Source organism: Micromonospora sp. NPDC051924 (genome assembly GCF_055586005.1).
This window is the reverse complement of the sequence record NZ_JBVJJA010000031.1, coordinates 15,552-28,197: the sequence shown is the minus strand read 5'-3', so window position 1 is coordinate 28,197 and position 12,646 is coordinate 15,552. Positions and strand designations below refer to the sequence as shown.

Genomic DNA, 12,646 nt, shown 5'->3' with positions numbered 1-12,646 from the left:
TATTCCTTGACAGGCATATGACCTGACCGGCATATTGGCAGGGTGTCCGTCGACGCGTTCGCCGTGCTGGCCGAGCCCACCCGCCGCCGCATCCTCGACCGGCTGCGCCGGGCGGAGAGCAGCGTCGGCGATCTCGTGGACGCGCTGGGGATGAGCCAACCGGCCGTCTCCAAGCATCTGAAGGTGCTCCGCGAGGCCGGCTTCGTCACCTGCCGCACCGCGGCCCAGCAGCGCATCTACCGGATCGACACCGGCCCACTGCGGGCCGTGGACGACTGGCTCGGGCCGTACCGGCGGATGTGGGCGGCGCACCTCGACGCCCTGGAGCGCCATCTCGACAGTCAGGAGTGACGATGGATCGCGACAGCTTCCGGCCCGGACCGCTCGCCGAGGTCGCCCGCGTACCGGCCGGTGACCGGTGGGACCTGGTGTTCGTCCGGGACCTGCGGCACCCGCCGGAGAAGGTGTGGGCCGCGCTGACCGAACCGGACCGGCTCGCCCAGTGGGCCCCGTTCCTGGCCAGCCGCGACCTCGGGACCCCCGGCGAGGCCACGCTCAGCACGGTCGACGGCGAGCAGACCTATCCGGAGCAGGCGACGGTGCGGCGCGCCGAACGGCCGTCGCTGCTGGAGTACACCTGGGGCGACGGGCTGCTGCGCTGGGAACTGACCCCGACCGGGACCGGCACCCGGTTGGCCCTGCGGCACCGGATCGACAACCCGGACCTCGCCCCGATGATGGCCGCCGGCTGGCACCTCTGCCTCGACGTCGCCCGCCACCTGCTCGACGGTGACCCGGTCGGCCCGATCCGCGGCGGCGAGTCGAAGGACTTCGGCTGGGAGGACCTGCGCGCCGCGTACGCCGAACGCCTCAACGCTTCCGAGTCCTGACCACCCGCACGGCCGGCCGTTGAGCCGGCCGGCCGTTAAGAAGGGGCCCCTTCACCGCACCAGGCGTTAATAAGGGGCCCTTCCTTACGCGACGTCCGGCAGGGTGATCGCGGTGGCCGCCTCGCGGATCGGTTCGGTCACCCGGCGGATCATCCGCTCCCGGCCGGGCAAGCGCGGCATCAGTCGCAGCATCAGCGTCTGGAACCGGATCTGCGCGGCCGAGCCGAGCACCATGCCCTTCAGGTTCCGCTCGGCGAGCCGCTGGTTCGCCTCGACGAACGGTCGCATCCGGCGCTCGTACGCGCCGAACCCGGCCGCCGGGTCGCCGCCCGCCTCCGCCAGCGCGGCGGCCAGCACGTACGCCCCGACCAGGCCGAGGCTGGTGCCCTGCCCGGAGGCGGGCGAGGCCCCGTACCCGGCGTCCCCGACCAGGCCGATCCGGCCGGTCGACCAGCGGTCCATACGGACCTGGCTCATCGCGTCGAAGTAGAGGTCCGGCGCGTCAGGAAGCGCGGCGAGCAGTTCCGGCACCCGCCACCCGGCCCCGGCGAAGGCCCGGGCCAGTGCGGCCCGCTGCCCCGCCACGTCCCGGTGGTCGGGCGCGTCGGCCGGCGACGGGAAGAGGAAGAGCGCCCGCGCAGCCGGCGCACCGGCGGTCCGGTAGACGCCGACGGTCCGCCCCGGCGCGGGGTGCATCAACTCGACCCGCTCCTCGCCGAATCCGGCCGGCACGGTGCAGATGGCGATGTGGTGCCCGAGCGGACGCAGGTACGCCGAAGCCGGGCCGAAGGCCAGCCGCCGCACCGCCGAGTGCAGCCCGTCGGCCCCGATCACCAGGCCGAAGCGGCGGCTCGTCCCGCCCGCGAAGTCGACCTCCACGCCGTCGGCCGTGGGGCGCAACGCGCTGATCGAGTCGTCGAAGACGTAGTCCACGTCGCCGGTGGCCGCCAGCAGGATCCGGGCCAGGTCGCCGCGCATGATCTCGACGTCGTCCCCTTCCCGGCCGCCGAAGAGCGCGGCGTCCATGGTGGCCAGTTGGCGGCCGTCGGCGGCGACGAAGCGGGCCAGCCGCATCCCGGTGTCGCGCCGGCTCACCTGCTCACGCAGCCCCATCCGGTCCAGCACGGTCAGGGCCGCGCCCCGGACATCCACCTTGTAGCCCCCGTCGCGCACCGCCGGGGCGCGCTCGACGACGGTCGGCCGGAAGCCGTGGTGGCGCAGCCACCAGGCGAGCGCGGTGCCGGCGACACCGGCGCCGGAGATCAGCACATCGGTCATGTCCTCACGGTACAAGCGTGTTAGACATTTGTGCAAGACGTTTGTTCAAGGACTCCGGTAGGCTGCCCGGTATGGGAAATCGGGAGGACCTGCTCGCCGGGGCGAAGCGCTGCCTGATGGAGAAGGGCTACGCGGCCACCACGGCCCGCGACGTCGCCACCGCCGCCGGCACCAGCCTGGCCGCCATCGGCTACCACTTCCGCACCACCAGGGCGCTGCTCAACGAGGCGCTCTTCGAGGCGATGGCGGAGTGGGGCGAGGAGCTGAACCGCGCGCTGGCCCACGACGCCGGGCCGAATGCGACACCCGAGCAGCGGTTCGAGGCGGCCTGGGAGCGGATCATCGAGTCGTTCGCCCGGCTGCGACCGCTCTGGGCCATCCAGTTCGAGCTGATCGCCCAGATGGACCGGTCCCCCGAGCTGCGCGAGGCGTTCGCCGGCGTCACCCGGCAGGCCCGGCTCGGCCTCGCCGAGGTCTTCCACCGGCTCGACCCGGGCACCGACGAGGCCGCCGCGCTGGCGCTCGGCGCCTTCCACCAGTCGCTGATCGGCGGTGTGGCGGCCCAGTGGCTGGTCGACCCGGAGACGGCGCCGACGGCGAAGGAGCTGACCCGGGCGCTGCGTGCCGTGACGGCGGAGTTCGGTCAGGGCTGACCTAGACCGGCCTCCCCGACAACGGCGCCCGGCTGCTGGGCTCAGCCGAGCTGCGGCACGACCTCGCGGGCGAACAGCCGCATCGGCGCCAGGTCGGTCGGCTCGTGGAAGTAGAGGATGAAGTACTCCATGCCGGCCTCGACCAGCCGACCGAAGACCTCGACCAGCTCGGCGGCGGTGCCAACGGCGCTGCCCGCGGCGGTCTCCACCCGGTCCCGACCGGCCAGCCGCCCGGCCACCTCGGCGTCCGTGGCGCCGGTGAAGACGGAGAAGGAGGCGGTCTTCAGGATCGCGGCGTAGTCGCGGCCGAGGTCGGCGCAGTGCCCGGCCAGCACGTCCAGCTTGTGCCGGTAGAAGCCCGGGTCGGTGTGGTCGGTCAGGTTGCAGGCGTCCGCGTACCGGGCCACCGTCCGCAGGGTGCGCTTCTCGCCGCTGCCGCCGATCAGCAACGGTACGGGCGACGGGCCCGCCCCGGTCGGCACGTTCTGCGCCCCGCGTACCGAATGGTACCGGCCCTCGACGGTGGCGACCGGCTCGCGCAGCATCGCGGTGACCACCGCCGCCGCCTCGTCCAGCCGGGTCAGCCGCTCCCCCGTCGACGGGTACGGCTGCGGGAAGCCGTACGCGTCGTACTCGCGCTGGTCCCAGCCGGCGCCGAGGCCGAGGAAGGCCCGGCCGGCGCTGGCCACGTCGAGGGTGGCGGCCATCTTCGCCAGCAGCGCCGGGTTGCGGAAGCTGTTGCACGTGACGATCTGGCCCAGCCGGACCCGGCGGGTCTCCCGGGCGATCGCGGCCAGGCTGGTCCAGCATTCGAAGGTGGTCTCCGGCGCGCCGGACACGGCCTGCACGTGGTCGTAGAGCCAGACCGAGTCGCAGCCCAGCTCGTCGGCCTCCCGGGCCACCCCGACCATCGCCTCGAACTGCGCCACCGGGTCGGCCAGGTGGGTCAGGTCCGACCGCCAGCCCTGGGGCAGCACCACGCCCCACCGGATCCCACTCACCTGCGCCTCCTCGTCTCCCGGACGGTCCGGGCCGAGGGACGAGGGTAGCGGCGGCGGCCCGGCGGGCGACCGGGGCGGGTCGCCCGCCGGGCGGCCGGTCACACGTACGGCCGGGTGGATCGGCGGCCGGGTCAGGCGGCGCGGCGGTCGAGGAGCGAAGCGGCGGCCCGGCCGACGAAGGTGAAGGTCTCCCGGGCGGCCTCGGTCGCCTCGCGCAGCTCCGCCGGGGACCAGTCGCGGCCGGCCAGGGCGAGCCGGAAGTCCCGCCAGTCGCGGCCCGGCGCCCGGCCGCTGCGCCGGAAGAAGCCGGTCGCCGTGCCCTCCGCGAGGTCGAGGCGGCGCTCCACGGCGGGGGCGATGACGCTGCCGCCCAGCGCGCTGCCGAGCAGCACGTACCGGCCGCCGACCGCCCGGGCGGTGGTGTCGAAGCGGACTTCGGACCCCCGGGGCGACCGGTCGGGGTGGACGCCGAGGGCGGTCAGGTCGGCGCGGAGCAGCGCGGTGGACTCGCCGAGCCGGGCGTCGAGCGGCAGCCCGGACCAGTCCGCCGCGGCGAGGGCCCGCTCCAGCGGCGCCCAGGCGGCGAGCATCGCGGCGAGGACGGCGCCGAGGTCGGTCCGGGTGCGGATCCGGCCGGGCAGGTTCAGCTGGCGCTCCAGGGCGAGGTGGTGCTCCCGGGTGCCGTCGCGCAGCGCGGCCAGCATGGGCGACACCGGCTCCGTACGCCGGGGCTGAACCTGATTCGACATCCGGCAAGTATGCCCGGCCGGACGAAACGGGCGGACCGGCGACCGGTTCAGCCGAGCAGCGCGGGCGGACAGGCGCGGCCCAGCACCATGCCGCCCTCCCATCGGGTCGCCACCCCGAAGGAGTCCAGCAGGCGGGAGACGTCGCTGGTCACGGTGCGGGGCGACACCCCGAGCCGGCGGGCGATGGCGGCGTCCTTCGCGCCCTGGCTGAGCAGGGCGGCGACCTCCAATTGCCGCTCGGACAGCGGCAGCACGCCCGGTGCGTCGCGGATCGGCACCGCCTGCCGCTTCGTCTCCCACCACAACTGGCACAGTTCCATGATCAGGTCCTGGTCCCGGCAGAGCCAGGCCGTCGCCTGCTGGTCCGGGGTGGGCGGGCCCGGGAACAGCGCCAGGCGCTCGTCGATGACGATCCCGGTCGTCCGCACCGCCGGCGCCACCCAGGTGTCGGGGTGGACGGCGGCGACCAGCGACAGGTAGTCGTTGGGGTTGGCGATCATGCAACCCTGGATGCCGCGGGCCCGGGTGTGCAGGTTCGGCTCCCGTTCCCGGCGCAGCGGATCGAACACCGCCCGGGTGCTGAGGTTGTAGACCACCGACCTGGTGGCCCGCTCCAGGGCCGGCAGCCGCCCGATGATCCGCCCCAGTCCGGCGGCGAAGAGCCGTACGGCGGCATCGGGGTCGGCCGGATCCGTGGCCAGGACCCGCGCGTACACCGCCCGCTGCAACGCCCTGCGCGCGTACAGCCAGTTCATCCGTGCCGGACGGTCTCCCGCCCGTTGTCAGCGTCGGCTCACCCACTGCGGCACCCTTCCGGACTCCTCCGCGGGCCAGCCTGACACAGCACCGCAAGCCCGCTCACCGGCGGCACGATCGCCCCGCCCGGCCCTGTCCCGCCGCGGGCGATCGGGATGCGCGGCGAATACGTTCCGGTCGCCGAATCCACGCACGGCGATCCCTCGGCGGCAACAGCCGGGATCCGGAACTCCGATGGACCGAAGTGGCGGAATCCCGCGGCGGAGTCGCATGGAAATACGATTTTCGATAGATGTCTTCATATTCGGGGACGAACAGCGGCAGGCACCCCGAGTCGACGAGGCCCGGCGAGAGCGGACCAACGGCGCGGGAGGCGAGGAAACTCCCCGCTCGCGATCCGGAGGAGCACGTACCGGACGTGCACCGACGACCGAATTCGACCACAGATTTTTGTGTGCAGATCCACATTCCCCGCAGTACCGACTAGCTTTGCCGCGATGACGTCGGTAGGTTTCTCGGCCGGCCCCCATGGCCCAATTAATGTGACCGATGTTGATATCGACGGACGAGACGCGAAGATGGTCACCGATGGCGCGATCCGCCAACGGTTTCTGTCGGAGAGGGGATCGTGTCCGCGCTCGCAGTGAAGTCGCTCTACAAAATATTCGGCAATCGAGCTGACGAAGCGGTAAGACGCCTGGCGACCGGCGCGCCCCGCGCCGAGGCCCTGGCCGGGCTGCCGGCCACGGCCGCCGTCATCGACGCGACCTTCGAGGTACGCCCCGGCGAGATCTTCGTCGTGATGGGCCTCTCCGGCTCCGGCAAGTCGACCCTCATCCGGATGCTCAACGGCCTGCTCCGTCCCACGAAGGGCAGCGTGCGGGTCGACGGGGTCGAGCTGACCACGCTCAAGCCCGCCGCGCTGCGCAAGCTGCGCCGGGAGAAGATCAGCATGGTCTTCCAGCACTTCGCGCTCATGCCGCACCGGACGGTGCTGGAGAACGCCGGCTACGCGCTGGAGGTCGCCGGGCTGCCCAAGGCGGAGCGGCGCGAGCGGGCCATGGACGCGCTGCGGATGGTGGGCCTGGAAGAGTGGGCGGACAAGCTCCCCCACGACCTTTCCGGCGGCATGCGGCAGCGGGTCGGGCTGGCCCGCGCGCTCGCGGCCGGCACCGACATCCTGCTGATGGACGAGGCGTTCTCGGCACTGGACCCGCTCATCCGCCGGGAGATCCAGGACCAGCTCCTGGAGCTGCAGGCCGAGCTGGGCAAGACCATCATCTTCATCACCCACGACCTCAACGAGGCGATGCGGCTCGGCGACCGGATCGCGGTGATGCGGGACGGGCGGATCGTCCAGATCGGCACCGCCGAGGAGATCCTCACCGACCCGGCCAACGGGTACGTGGCGCAGTTCGTCGCCGACGTGGACCGGACCCGCATCCTCACCGCCGCGTCGGTGATGGAGAAGCCCCAGCACGTCCTGGACGTCAACGCCGGCCCCCGGTTGGCCGCCAAGGCGTTGCGGGAGAGCCAGACCTCGGTGGTCTACGTGACCGGGCCGATGAAGAGGTTCCTCGGCACGGTCACCGAGGACGAGGTGCTGCGCGCGCTCCGCGAGGGCCGGCCGAGCCTCGACGGGTACGTCTCCGTCGAGCGGGTCCGCACGGTCACCGAGGACACCGCGGTCGCCGACCTCTTCGCCGACTGCGCGGAGAGCCAGCACCCGGTGGCGGTGCTTGACGAGCGCGACCGGCTGACCGGGGTGATCCCCCGGATCACCCTGCTCAGCGCGCTGGCCGCGGCCACCCCGGACGAGCCGGCCGCGGTGGACGAGGTCGACCTCGTCGGCCCGAAGGGAGAAGCGGCATGAGTATCACGCAGTCGCCGCTCGACAGCTGGCTGCCCCGCGTGCCGCTGGGCGAGTGGACCGAGTCCGCCGTCGACTGGGCCACCGGCGCCCTCGGCCCGTTCTTCGACGGGGTCGCCACCGTGGTCGACGCCCTGGTCCGCCCGCTCAGCGACCTGCTCACGGGCGTACCGGCGGTGGCGGTCGTGCTGGTCCTGGCCGCGCTCGGCTGGTGGCTGCGCGGCTGGAAGTTCGGCCTCGGCACCGCGGTCGGCCTCGGCCTGGTGGCCGGGATGCCCTACTGGGAGGAGACCATGAGCACGCTCGCGCAGGTGCTCGTGGCCAGCGTGCTCGCCCTGCTGCTGGCGATCCCGCTGGGTGTCTTCGTCGCCGAGAACAAGCGGGCCTCCGCGCTGGCCCGGCCGGTGCTGGACCTGATGCAGACCATGCCGGCGTTCGTCTACCTCATTCCGGCGATCTTCTTCTTCGGCATCGGCACCGTGCCGGGCGTGCTGGCCACCCTGGTGTTCAGCATGCCGCCCGGCGTGCGCCTGACCGAGCTGGGCCTGCGCCAGGTCGACAAGGAGATCGTCCAGGCCGCCGAGTCGTTCGGCGCGCCGCCGTGGATGGTGCTGCTGCGCACCAAGCTGCCGCTGGCCCTGCCCACCATCATGACCGGGGTCAACCAGGTCATCATGCTGGCCCTGTCCATGGTGGTCATCGCCGGCATGGTCGGCGCCGGCGGTCTCGGCGACGTGATCATGTTCGCGCTCTCCCAGGTCGAGGTGGGCAGCGGCTTCGAGGGCGGGATCGCCGTCGTGGTCCTGGCCGTGGTGCTCGACCGGCTCACCGACTCCGTGGGCGACCGGTTCCCGTCCGCGCGGGCGCAGCGCCTCGCGCGGCAGGCCGCCTGACCGTCGCCCCTCGCCGGCACCCCTGTTCCCGCGTACGCGGGTCCGCCGGCAACCCCGAAACAGGAAGGGATTACCTGTGTTCACGACCCTGAAGCGGGTCCTCGCGCTCGCGGTGACCGCCACCCTGGCCCTGGGCGGCGCCGCCGCCTGCGGGAACTCGTCGGACGGTGCGTCCGGCAACGGCAAGAAGATCACCATCGGCTACATGGCCTGGGACGAGGCGATCGCCGCGTCCCACCTGTGGCAGCACATCCTGGAGGAGAAGGGCTACCGGGTCCAGCTCAAGAACCTGGAGGCCGGTCTGGTCTACGGCGGTCTCGCGGGCGGCGACATCGACCTGTTCCTGGACGGCTGGCTGCCGCAGACGCACGCCTCCTACCTGGAGAAGTACGGCGACAAGTTGGAGAAGCTCGGCGTCTGGCACGACGACGCCAGCCTGAGCATCGCCGTGCCGAAGTACGTGCAGGGCGTCGACTCGCTCGAGGACCTGGCCGCCAAGGCCGGCACCTTCGGCGGGCAGATGATCGGCATCGAGCCGGGCGCCGGCCTGACCAAGGCCACCCAGGAGAAGGTGCTCCCCGGCTACGGCCTGGACGGCGCGATGAAGCTGAAGACCTCCTCCACCCCGGCCATGCTCGCCGCGCTCGACGGCGCGATCGCCGACCAGAAGCCGATCGTGGTCACCCTCTGGCACCCGCACTGGGCGTACGCCAAGTACGAACTGAAGGACCTCGCCGACCCGAAGGGCACCCTCGGCCAGGCCGAGCAGATCAACACCTTCGCCCGCAAGGGCTTCGGCAAGGACTTCCCCGACGTGACGGCGATGCTGAAGAAGTTCAAGATGGACGGGCAGCAGCTCGGGTCCCTGGAGGACCTGATGTTCAACACCCACAAGGGTGACGAGGAGAAGGCCGTGACGGAGTGGCTGAAGGCCAACCCGGACTACCTCAAGACGCTCTCCTGAGCACCGCATGACCACGAGGGGCCCCGCCGGTTCGGCGGGGCCCCTCGTCGTTCCCGGCGCGCGGTCCCCCGGGCCCGGGCAGGTGGGGGTGGGTACGGCGGCGGTGCCGGGGTCACGAGCCGGCCAGTCGTCGGCGGAGCAGGTGGGCGGCCAGGCTGACCGCCCCGCCGCCGGCCGCCGTGCCGACCAGCACCAGCACCGCGCCCACGGCCCACAGCCCGCTGCCATCAATCGACGCGGCGTGCACGGCCCAGGGAACGGTGAAGGCGATCGCCATCACCGGCGCGACCAGCCACGGGCCGAGCCACCAGCCACCGGCGGCGGCGACCACGGCGAGCGTGAGCACGCACCCGGCCACCTGCCACACCGCGTACGGGCCGCTGGTCGCGCCGGTCACCGGGTCGACCCGGTAGCCGGTGTCCCAACTGAGCCAGGCGAGCCAGGCGCCGGCCGTCGCCGCCGCCAGGAGCAGGCTGCCGAGCAGGGTACGTGTCGTCATGGGCCCTGATCCTTCCGCCCGCGCCGGCCGGGTGCATGAGTCTTCGTACTCATCGACCCGGCCGGAGATCAGCCGATCGTCCCGGCCGGATACTGGTCGTGGCGGGCCCACAGCTCGGCCCACTCCTGCTCGGAGAGTTCCCGGCCGGCCGCGGCGATGTCGGCCAGCTCCGCGAAGTACGCCTCCCGGGGTGCGCCGGGACTGAACAGGACCAGCATCGACGCGGCGGCACCGGATTCGTTGGCGAAGGCGTGGACGCCGCCCGGCGGCACGTACAGGTAGTCCCCGGCGGTGGCGTCGGTCCAGCGGTCACCGTCGTAGAGCGAGACGGTGCCGTCGAGGATGAAGAACGACTCGGCGAAGGTGCGGTGGTAATGCCCGCCGGGCCGGCCGTCGCGGGCCGGGACGGCGGCCATGTCCCAGCGGTAGAGACCGAACCGGCCGTCGGTGGTCGCTCCGGTGGCGAGGTGCGACACCCGGGTCCGGACGCCGATGGCGAGGTCCGGCGGCGCGGCGGCGCGGCGCACCGTGGCGGTCACGGCTCCGGCGGGGCCGGCGTACGGTGACGGTGGGTAGGACATCGTGCCTCACCTCGCGTGGTCTGAGCTCGGTCGGACCGACGCTACGGACCGGCCGACCCACCGGCGAGGGCCAATCGCGCGCCGCTCCGGTGCGCCAATTTCGTGCCCACGCGCAACCTCCGGAGCCGGTCCTGGCGTGACTATCTCGCATCGGGGATAGGAGGTTTGCATGAGCGATCGCGATATGGCGTTCGCGGAATATTTCGCCGCGAGGTCGGATGCGATGCGTGGCACCGCGTACCTGCTCTGCGGCGACTGGCACCGGGCAGAGGACCTGGTCCAGACCGCGTTCACGAAGCTCTACCTGGCCTGGAAGCGGGTCTCCCGGCACGAGGTGCTCGACGCCTACGTACGGCAGATCCTGGTCCGGACCTTCCTGGACGAGCGGCGGCGGGGCTGGTGGCGGCGCGAACGGGTGGGCGGTGAGGACGCCGAACGGCCGACGCCGCCCGAATCGCCGGAGAACCGGTTGGTGATGCTCCAGGCGCTCGCCGCCCTGGCGCCCCGCCAGCGGGCGGTCCTGGTGCTCCGCTACTGGGAGGACCTATCGGTCGAGGAGACCGCCGCGCTGCTGGGCTGCACGCCCGGAACGGTGAAGAGCCAGGCGGCCCGTGGCCTCGAGAATCTGCGCGGCCTTCTACTGCCCGCATACAGCACGATGGAGAAGGGGGAACGATGAACGGGGAAGAGTTGCGCGAGGCGCTCCGCCACGAGATGGCGGCCACCGCCCCGCCGCCACCGCTGGACACGGCCGCCGCGCTCGGCGCGGCACGACGGACCCGCGCGCGCCGGCGTACCGGATGGGCCTGCGCCGGGTCCGCGGCGGTGGTGCTGGCGGTCGCCAGCGTCGTGGCGGTCGGCACCGCGGGGGCCGGCATCCCCGGTACCGGCGGCGTGAGCCCGGCGGGCCCCGGGCCGCGGCCCAACCCGAACCCGTCGGACAGGGACACCGCCGAGGCGTGGCCGACCGGGCCGGACGGCCGCCCGCAGGAGGACCGCACGGCGAGGGCCGGCACCCGGTACGACCAGGCGGTCCGGCTGCTCAACGAGCTCATCGCCGTGGTGCCGGCCGGGTACGTGGTGCCGGAGAACGCGGCGAACCAGTCCGTGGACGACGATCCGCCGCGCAGCAGCCAGGCCCAGTTCGAGGAGAAGGTGAAGGGCGTCGACGTGTGGCGCTACACGTCCGCCGCCGCCGTCGGCAAGGGGGACCGGACCGGGCGCGTGCTCGTCGAGGTCTACACCCGCGGGAACAGGCTTCCGACCGAACCGTGTGCGCTGACCCGGCAGTTCTGGGGCATGCAGGGCCAGTGCCAGGTGGTGACCGTCGGCGACGCCAAGGTCGGGGTGGTCGTCCGTCCCACCGTCGACCGGCGGTTCGAACAGTGGTCGGCCTACCGGCACCCGGACGGGTCGGTCACCTTCGTGGCGCAGAGCCCGATATTCGGCAGCCCCCAGCACGGGCTGGACGCAATGCCGTTCACCGTGCCGCAACTGGCGGCCCTCGCCATGGACGAACGGTTCCACCTGCAGTGACCGGGTGACGGCCGACGCCGTCCGTTGCGCGGGCCTTCTCGCCGGGGGCCGTCAGGGGATCCGACCCCGGCGGCACCCGGCGAGGGCTGCCCCGGTATTCCGAGCCGGACACCGAGGGCTGGGTGCGCGGGAAGGTGGCCCCGGTGCTCGACGCGGTCGGCGGCCGGCCGCTCTTGATCGGTAAGTCCCTGGGAACGATCGCGGCGACCGTGCGGTGGCCGCCGGGCCGCGTGACAACATGCGCCCATGAGCTGAGGGTTCGCGCGGCACCTGACGGCCTCGCGGCCGGCTCCCTACTGGACGCGCAGCCCGGCGATGAGGAGTCCGACCAGGCGACGCGCGTCGTAGCGGGGGTTGTTGTCCGCGCCGATGCAGAGGTTGCCGACGCCGCGCAGCAGTTCGTAGGCGCCCACGTCGGGGCGGATCTCGCCCGCGGCGGCAGCGGCGTCGAGCAGCTGGGCGCACACGGGGACGAGGCGGTCGAGGAAGTAGGCGTGCAGGGTCTCGAAGGCGGCATCGTCGGACTGCAACGCCTCGGCGAGGCCGTGCTTGGTGACCAGGAAGTCGACGAAGAGGTTGATCCAACTGGCCAGGGCGGCGTACGGGGTGCCGCTGTTCGCCAGCAGTGCCGGCCCGGCCTCGGCGCACGCCTCGACCTGGTGCCGATAGACGGCCACGATGAGGTCGGCCCGCGTCGGAAAGTGGCGGTAGATCGTGCCGACACCGACGCCGGCCCGGGCGGCGATGTCGCGAACGGGCACGTCGACGCCGGCGGCGACGAAGGCCGCGGCGGCCGCGTCCAGCAGGGTCTCCTTGTTCCGCCGGGCGTCGGCCCGCTTCCGCCGGCCTGACGACCCCGCTCCGCTGTCGATGTCGACCACCGCGCCGCCACCTCCGTCACTCCGCTTGGCAAACGGAACCGTGTTCCGTATTGTGTTTAGCGGAACAAGGCTCCGCTTGTTCAGCATGCCAGAAC

Annotated in this window: 14 protein-coding genes and 1 pseudogene; 8 read left to right on the top strand and 7 right to left on the bottom strand. The window is 72.7% G+C overall.

Going from position 1 to position 12,646, the window contains the following annotated elements; genetic code table 11:
- The first annotated feature begins 42 nt into the window (after positions 1–42).
- Both ACZ6S5_RS23250 and ACZ6S5_RS23245 read left to right on the top strand, forming a co-directional pair.
- Positions 43–351 (top strand): ArsR/SmtB family transcription factor, encoded by a 309-nt coding sequence (locus ACZ6S5_RS23250; RefSeq protein ID WP_466003611.1) that lies wholly within the window; start codon positions 43–45, stop codon positions 349–351.
- 2 nt (positions 352–353) lie between these two features.
- Positions 354–890 (top strand): SRPBCC family protein, encoded by a 537-nt coding sequence (locus tag ACZ6S5_RS23245; protein WP_466003609.1) that lies wholly within the window; start codon positions 354–356, stop codon positions 888–890.
- 84 nt (positions 891–974) lie between these two features.
- Here ACZ6S5_RS23245 and ACZ6S5_RS23240 read toward each other — a convergent pair whose 3' ends face one another.
- Positions 975–2,168 carry an FAD-dependent monooxygenase gene (locus ACZ6S5_RS23240; protein ID WP_466003607.1) on the bottom strand — a complete coding sequence of 398 codons (1,194 nt, stop codon included), beginning with the start codon at positions 2,166–2,168 and terminating at the stop codon, positions 975–977.
- A gap of 71 nt (positions 2,169–2,239) precedes the next feature.
- Between ACZ6S5_RS23240 and ACZ6S5_RS23235 the strand changes: the two genes are divergently transcribed.
- Positions 2,240–2,821, top strand: a complete 582-nt coding sequence (locus ACZ6S5_RS23235; RefSeq protein WP_466003605.1) for a TetR/AcrR family transcriptional regulator — start codon at positions 2,240–2,242, stop codon at positions 2,819–2,821.
- 41 nt (positions 2,822–2,862) lie between these two features.
- On the opposite strand, the gene ACZ6S5_RS23230 is transcribed toward ACZ6S5_RS23235, so the two are convergent.
- From ACZ6S5_RS23230 to ACZ6S5_RS23220, 3 genes are all read right to left on the bottom strand, one after another.
- Positions 2,863–3,822 (bottom strand): TIGR03560 family F420-dependent LLM class oxidoreductase, encoded by a 960-nt coding sequence (locus ACZ6S5_RS23230; RefSeq protein ID WP_466003603.1) that lies wholly within the window; start codon positions 3,820–3,822, stop codon positions 2,863–2,865.
- A 131-nt stretch (positions 3,823–3,953) separates the two neighbouring features.
- Complete coding sequence (locus tag ACZ6S5_RS23225; RefSeq protein WP_466003601.1) at positions 3,954–4,571, bottom strand: biliverdin-producing heme oxygenase; 618 nt, start codon at positions 4,569–4,571, stop codon at positions 3,954–3,956.
- A gap of 47 nt (positions 4,572–4,618) precedes the next feature.
- The gene (locus ACZ6S5_RS23220) at positions 4,619–5,326 is read right to left on the bottom strand and encodes a helix-turn-helix transcriptional regulator (RefSeq protein ID WP_466003599.1); all 708 of its coding nucleotides are present in this window, start codon (positions 5,324–5,326) and stop codon (positions 4,619–4,621) included.
- A gap of 629 nt (positions 5,327–5,955) precedes the next feature.
- Here ACZ6S5_RS23220 and ACZ6S5_RS23215 point away from each other — a divergent pair.
- The 3 genes and pseudogenes from ACZ6S5_RS23215 to ACZ6S5_RS23205 form a co-directional block, all read left to right on the top strand.
- Positions 5,956–7,125: pseudogene (locus ACZ6S5_RS23215) on the top strand (quaternary amine ABC transporter ATP-binding protein); the annotation flags it as partial.
- Positions 7,126–7,196: 71 nt separating this feature from the next.
- Positions 7,197–8,090 carry an ABC transporter permease gene (locus ACZ6S5_RS23210; RefSeq protein ID WP_466003597.1) on the top strand — a complete coding sequence of 298 codons (894 nt, stop codon included), beginning with the start codon at positions 7,197–7,199 and terminating at the stop codon, positions 8,088–8,090.
- 76 nt (positions 8,091–8,166) lie between these two features.
- Positions 8,167–9,054 carry a glycine betaine ABC transporter substrate-binding protein gene (locus tag ACZ6S5_RS23205; RefSeq protein ID WP_466003594.1) on the top strand — a complete coding sequence of 296 codons (888 nt, stop codon included), beginning with the start codon at positions 8,167–8,169 and terminating at the stop codon, positions 9,052–9,054.
- Between the two features lie 112 nt (positions 9,055–9,166).
- Here the strand turns inward: ACZ6S5_RS23205 and ACZ6S5_RS23200 are convergent, their stop codons facing one another.
- Positions 9,167–9,553 carry a hypothetical protein gene (locus tag ACZ6S5_RS23200; RefSeq protein ID WP_466003592.1) on the bottom strand — a complete coding sequence of 129 codons (387 nt, stop codon included), beginning with the start codon at positions 9,551–9,553 and terminating at the stop codon, positions 9,167–9,169.
- A 68-nt stretch (positions 9,554–9,621) separates the two neighbouring features.
- Positions 9,622–10,134, bottom strand: coding sequence for a cupin domain-containing protein (locus tag ACZ6S5_RS23195; RefSeq protein ID WP_466003590.1), 513 nt, complete (start codon positions 10,132–10,134; stop codon positions 9,622–9,624).
- A gap of 169 nt (positions 10,135–10,303) precedes the next feature.
- Here ACZ6S5_RS23195 and ACZ6S5_RS23190 point away from each other — a divergent pair, with 169 nt between their 5' ends.
- Both ACZ6S5_RS23190 and ACZ6S5_RS23185 read left to right on the top strand, forming a co-directional pair.
- Entirely contained in the window at positions 10,304–10,813 is a 510-nt protein-coding gene (locus ACZ6S5_RS23190; RefSeq protein WP_466003588.1) for a SigE family RNA polymerase sigma factor, read from the top strand.
- Positions 10,810–11,670: a hypothetical protein gene (locus tag ACZ6S5_RS23185; RefSeq protein ID WP_466003586.1), complete on the top strand. Its 861-nt coding sequence runs from the start codon at positions 10,810–10,812 to the stop codon at positions 11,668–11,670. Before ACZ6S5_RS23190 ends, ACZ6S5_RS23185 begins: the two co-directional genes overlap by 4 nt.
- A gap of 293 nt (positions 11,671–11,963) precedes the next feature.
- Here the strand turns inward: ACZ6S5_RS23185 and ACZ6S5_RS23180 are convergent, their stop codons facing one another.
- On the bottom strand, positions 11,964–12,551 hold the full coding sequence (locus ACZ6S5_RS23180) for a TetR/AcrR family transcriptional regulator (protein ID WP_466003584.1): 588 nt from the start codon (positions 12,549–12,551) through the stop codon (positions 11,964–11,966).
- Between the last annotated feature and the right edge of the window lie 95 nt (positions 12,552–12,646).

What these genes read in the sequence shown, in the direction of transcription:
- ACZ6S5_RS23225 (WP_466003601.1), bottom strand. Translation starts at nt 4,571, where the DNA reads ATGTCGAATCAGGTTCAGCCCCGGCGTACGGAGCCGGTGTCGCCCATG.
- ACZ6S5_RS23185 (WP_466003586.1), top strand. Translation starts at nt 10,810, where the DNA reads ATGAACGGGGAAGAGTTGCGCGAGGCGCTCCGCCACGAGATGGCGGCC.
- ACZ6S5_RS23210 (WP_466003597.1), top strand. Translation starts at nt 7,197, where the DNA reads ATGAGTATCACGCAGTCGCCGCTCGACAGCTGGCTGCCCCGCGTGCCG.
- ACZ6S5_RS23195 (WP_466003590.1), bottom strand. Translation starts at nt 10,134, where the DNA reads ATGTCCTACCCACCGTCACCGTACGCCGGCCCCGCCGGAGCCGTGACC.
- ACZ6S5_RS23240 (WP_466003607.1), bottom strand. Translation starts at nt 2,168, where the DNA reads ATGACCGATGTGCTGATCTCCGGCGCCGGTGTCGCCGGCACCGCGCTC.
- ACZ6S5_RS23245 (WP_466003609.1), top strand. Translation starts at nt 354, where the DNA reads ATGGATCGCGACAGCTTCCGGCCCGGACCGCTCGCCGAGGTCGCCCGC.
- ACZ6S5_RS23220 (WP_466003599.1), bottom strand. Translation starts at nt 5,326, where the DNA reads ATGAACTGGCTGTACGCGCGCAGGGCGTTGCAGCGGGCGGTGTACGCG.
- ACZ6S5_RS23235 (WP_466003605.1), top strand. Translation starts at nt 2,240, where the DNA reads ATGGGAAATCGGGAGGACCTGCTCGCCGGGGCGAAGCGCTGCCTGATG.
- ACZ6S5_RS23190 (WP_466003588.1), top strand. Translation starts at nt 10,304, where the DNA reads ATGAGCGATCGCGATATGGCGTTCGCGGAATATTTCGCCGCGAGGTCG.
- ACZ6S5_RS23200 (WP_466003592.1), bottom strand. Translation starts at nt 9,553, where the DNA reads ATGACGACACGTACCCTGCTCGGCAGCCTGCTCCTGGCGGCGGCGACG.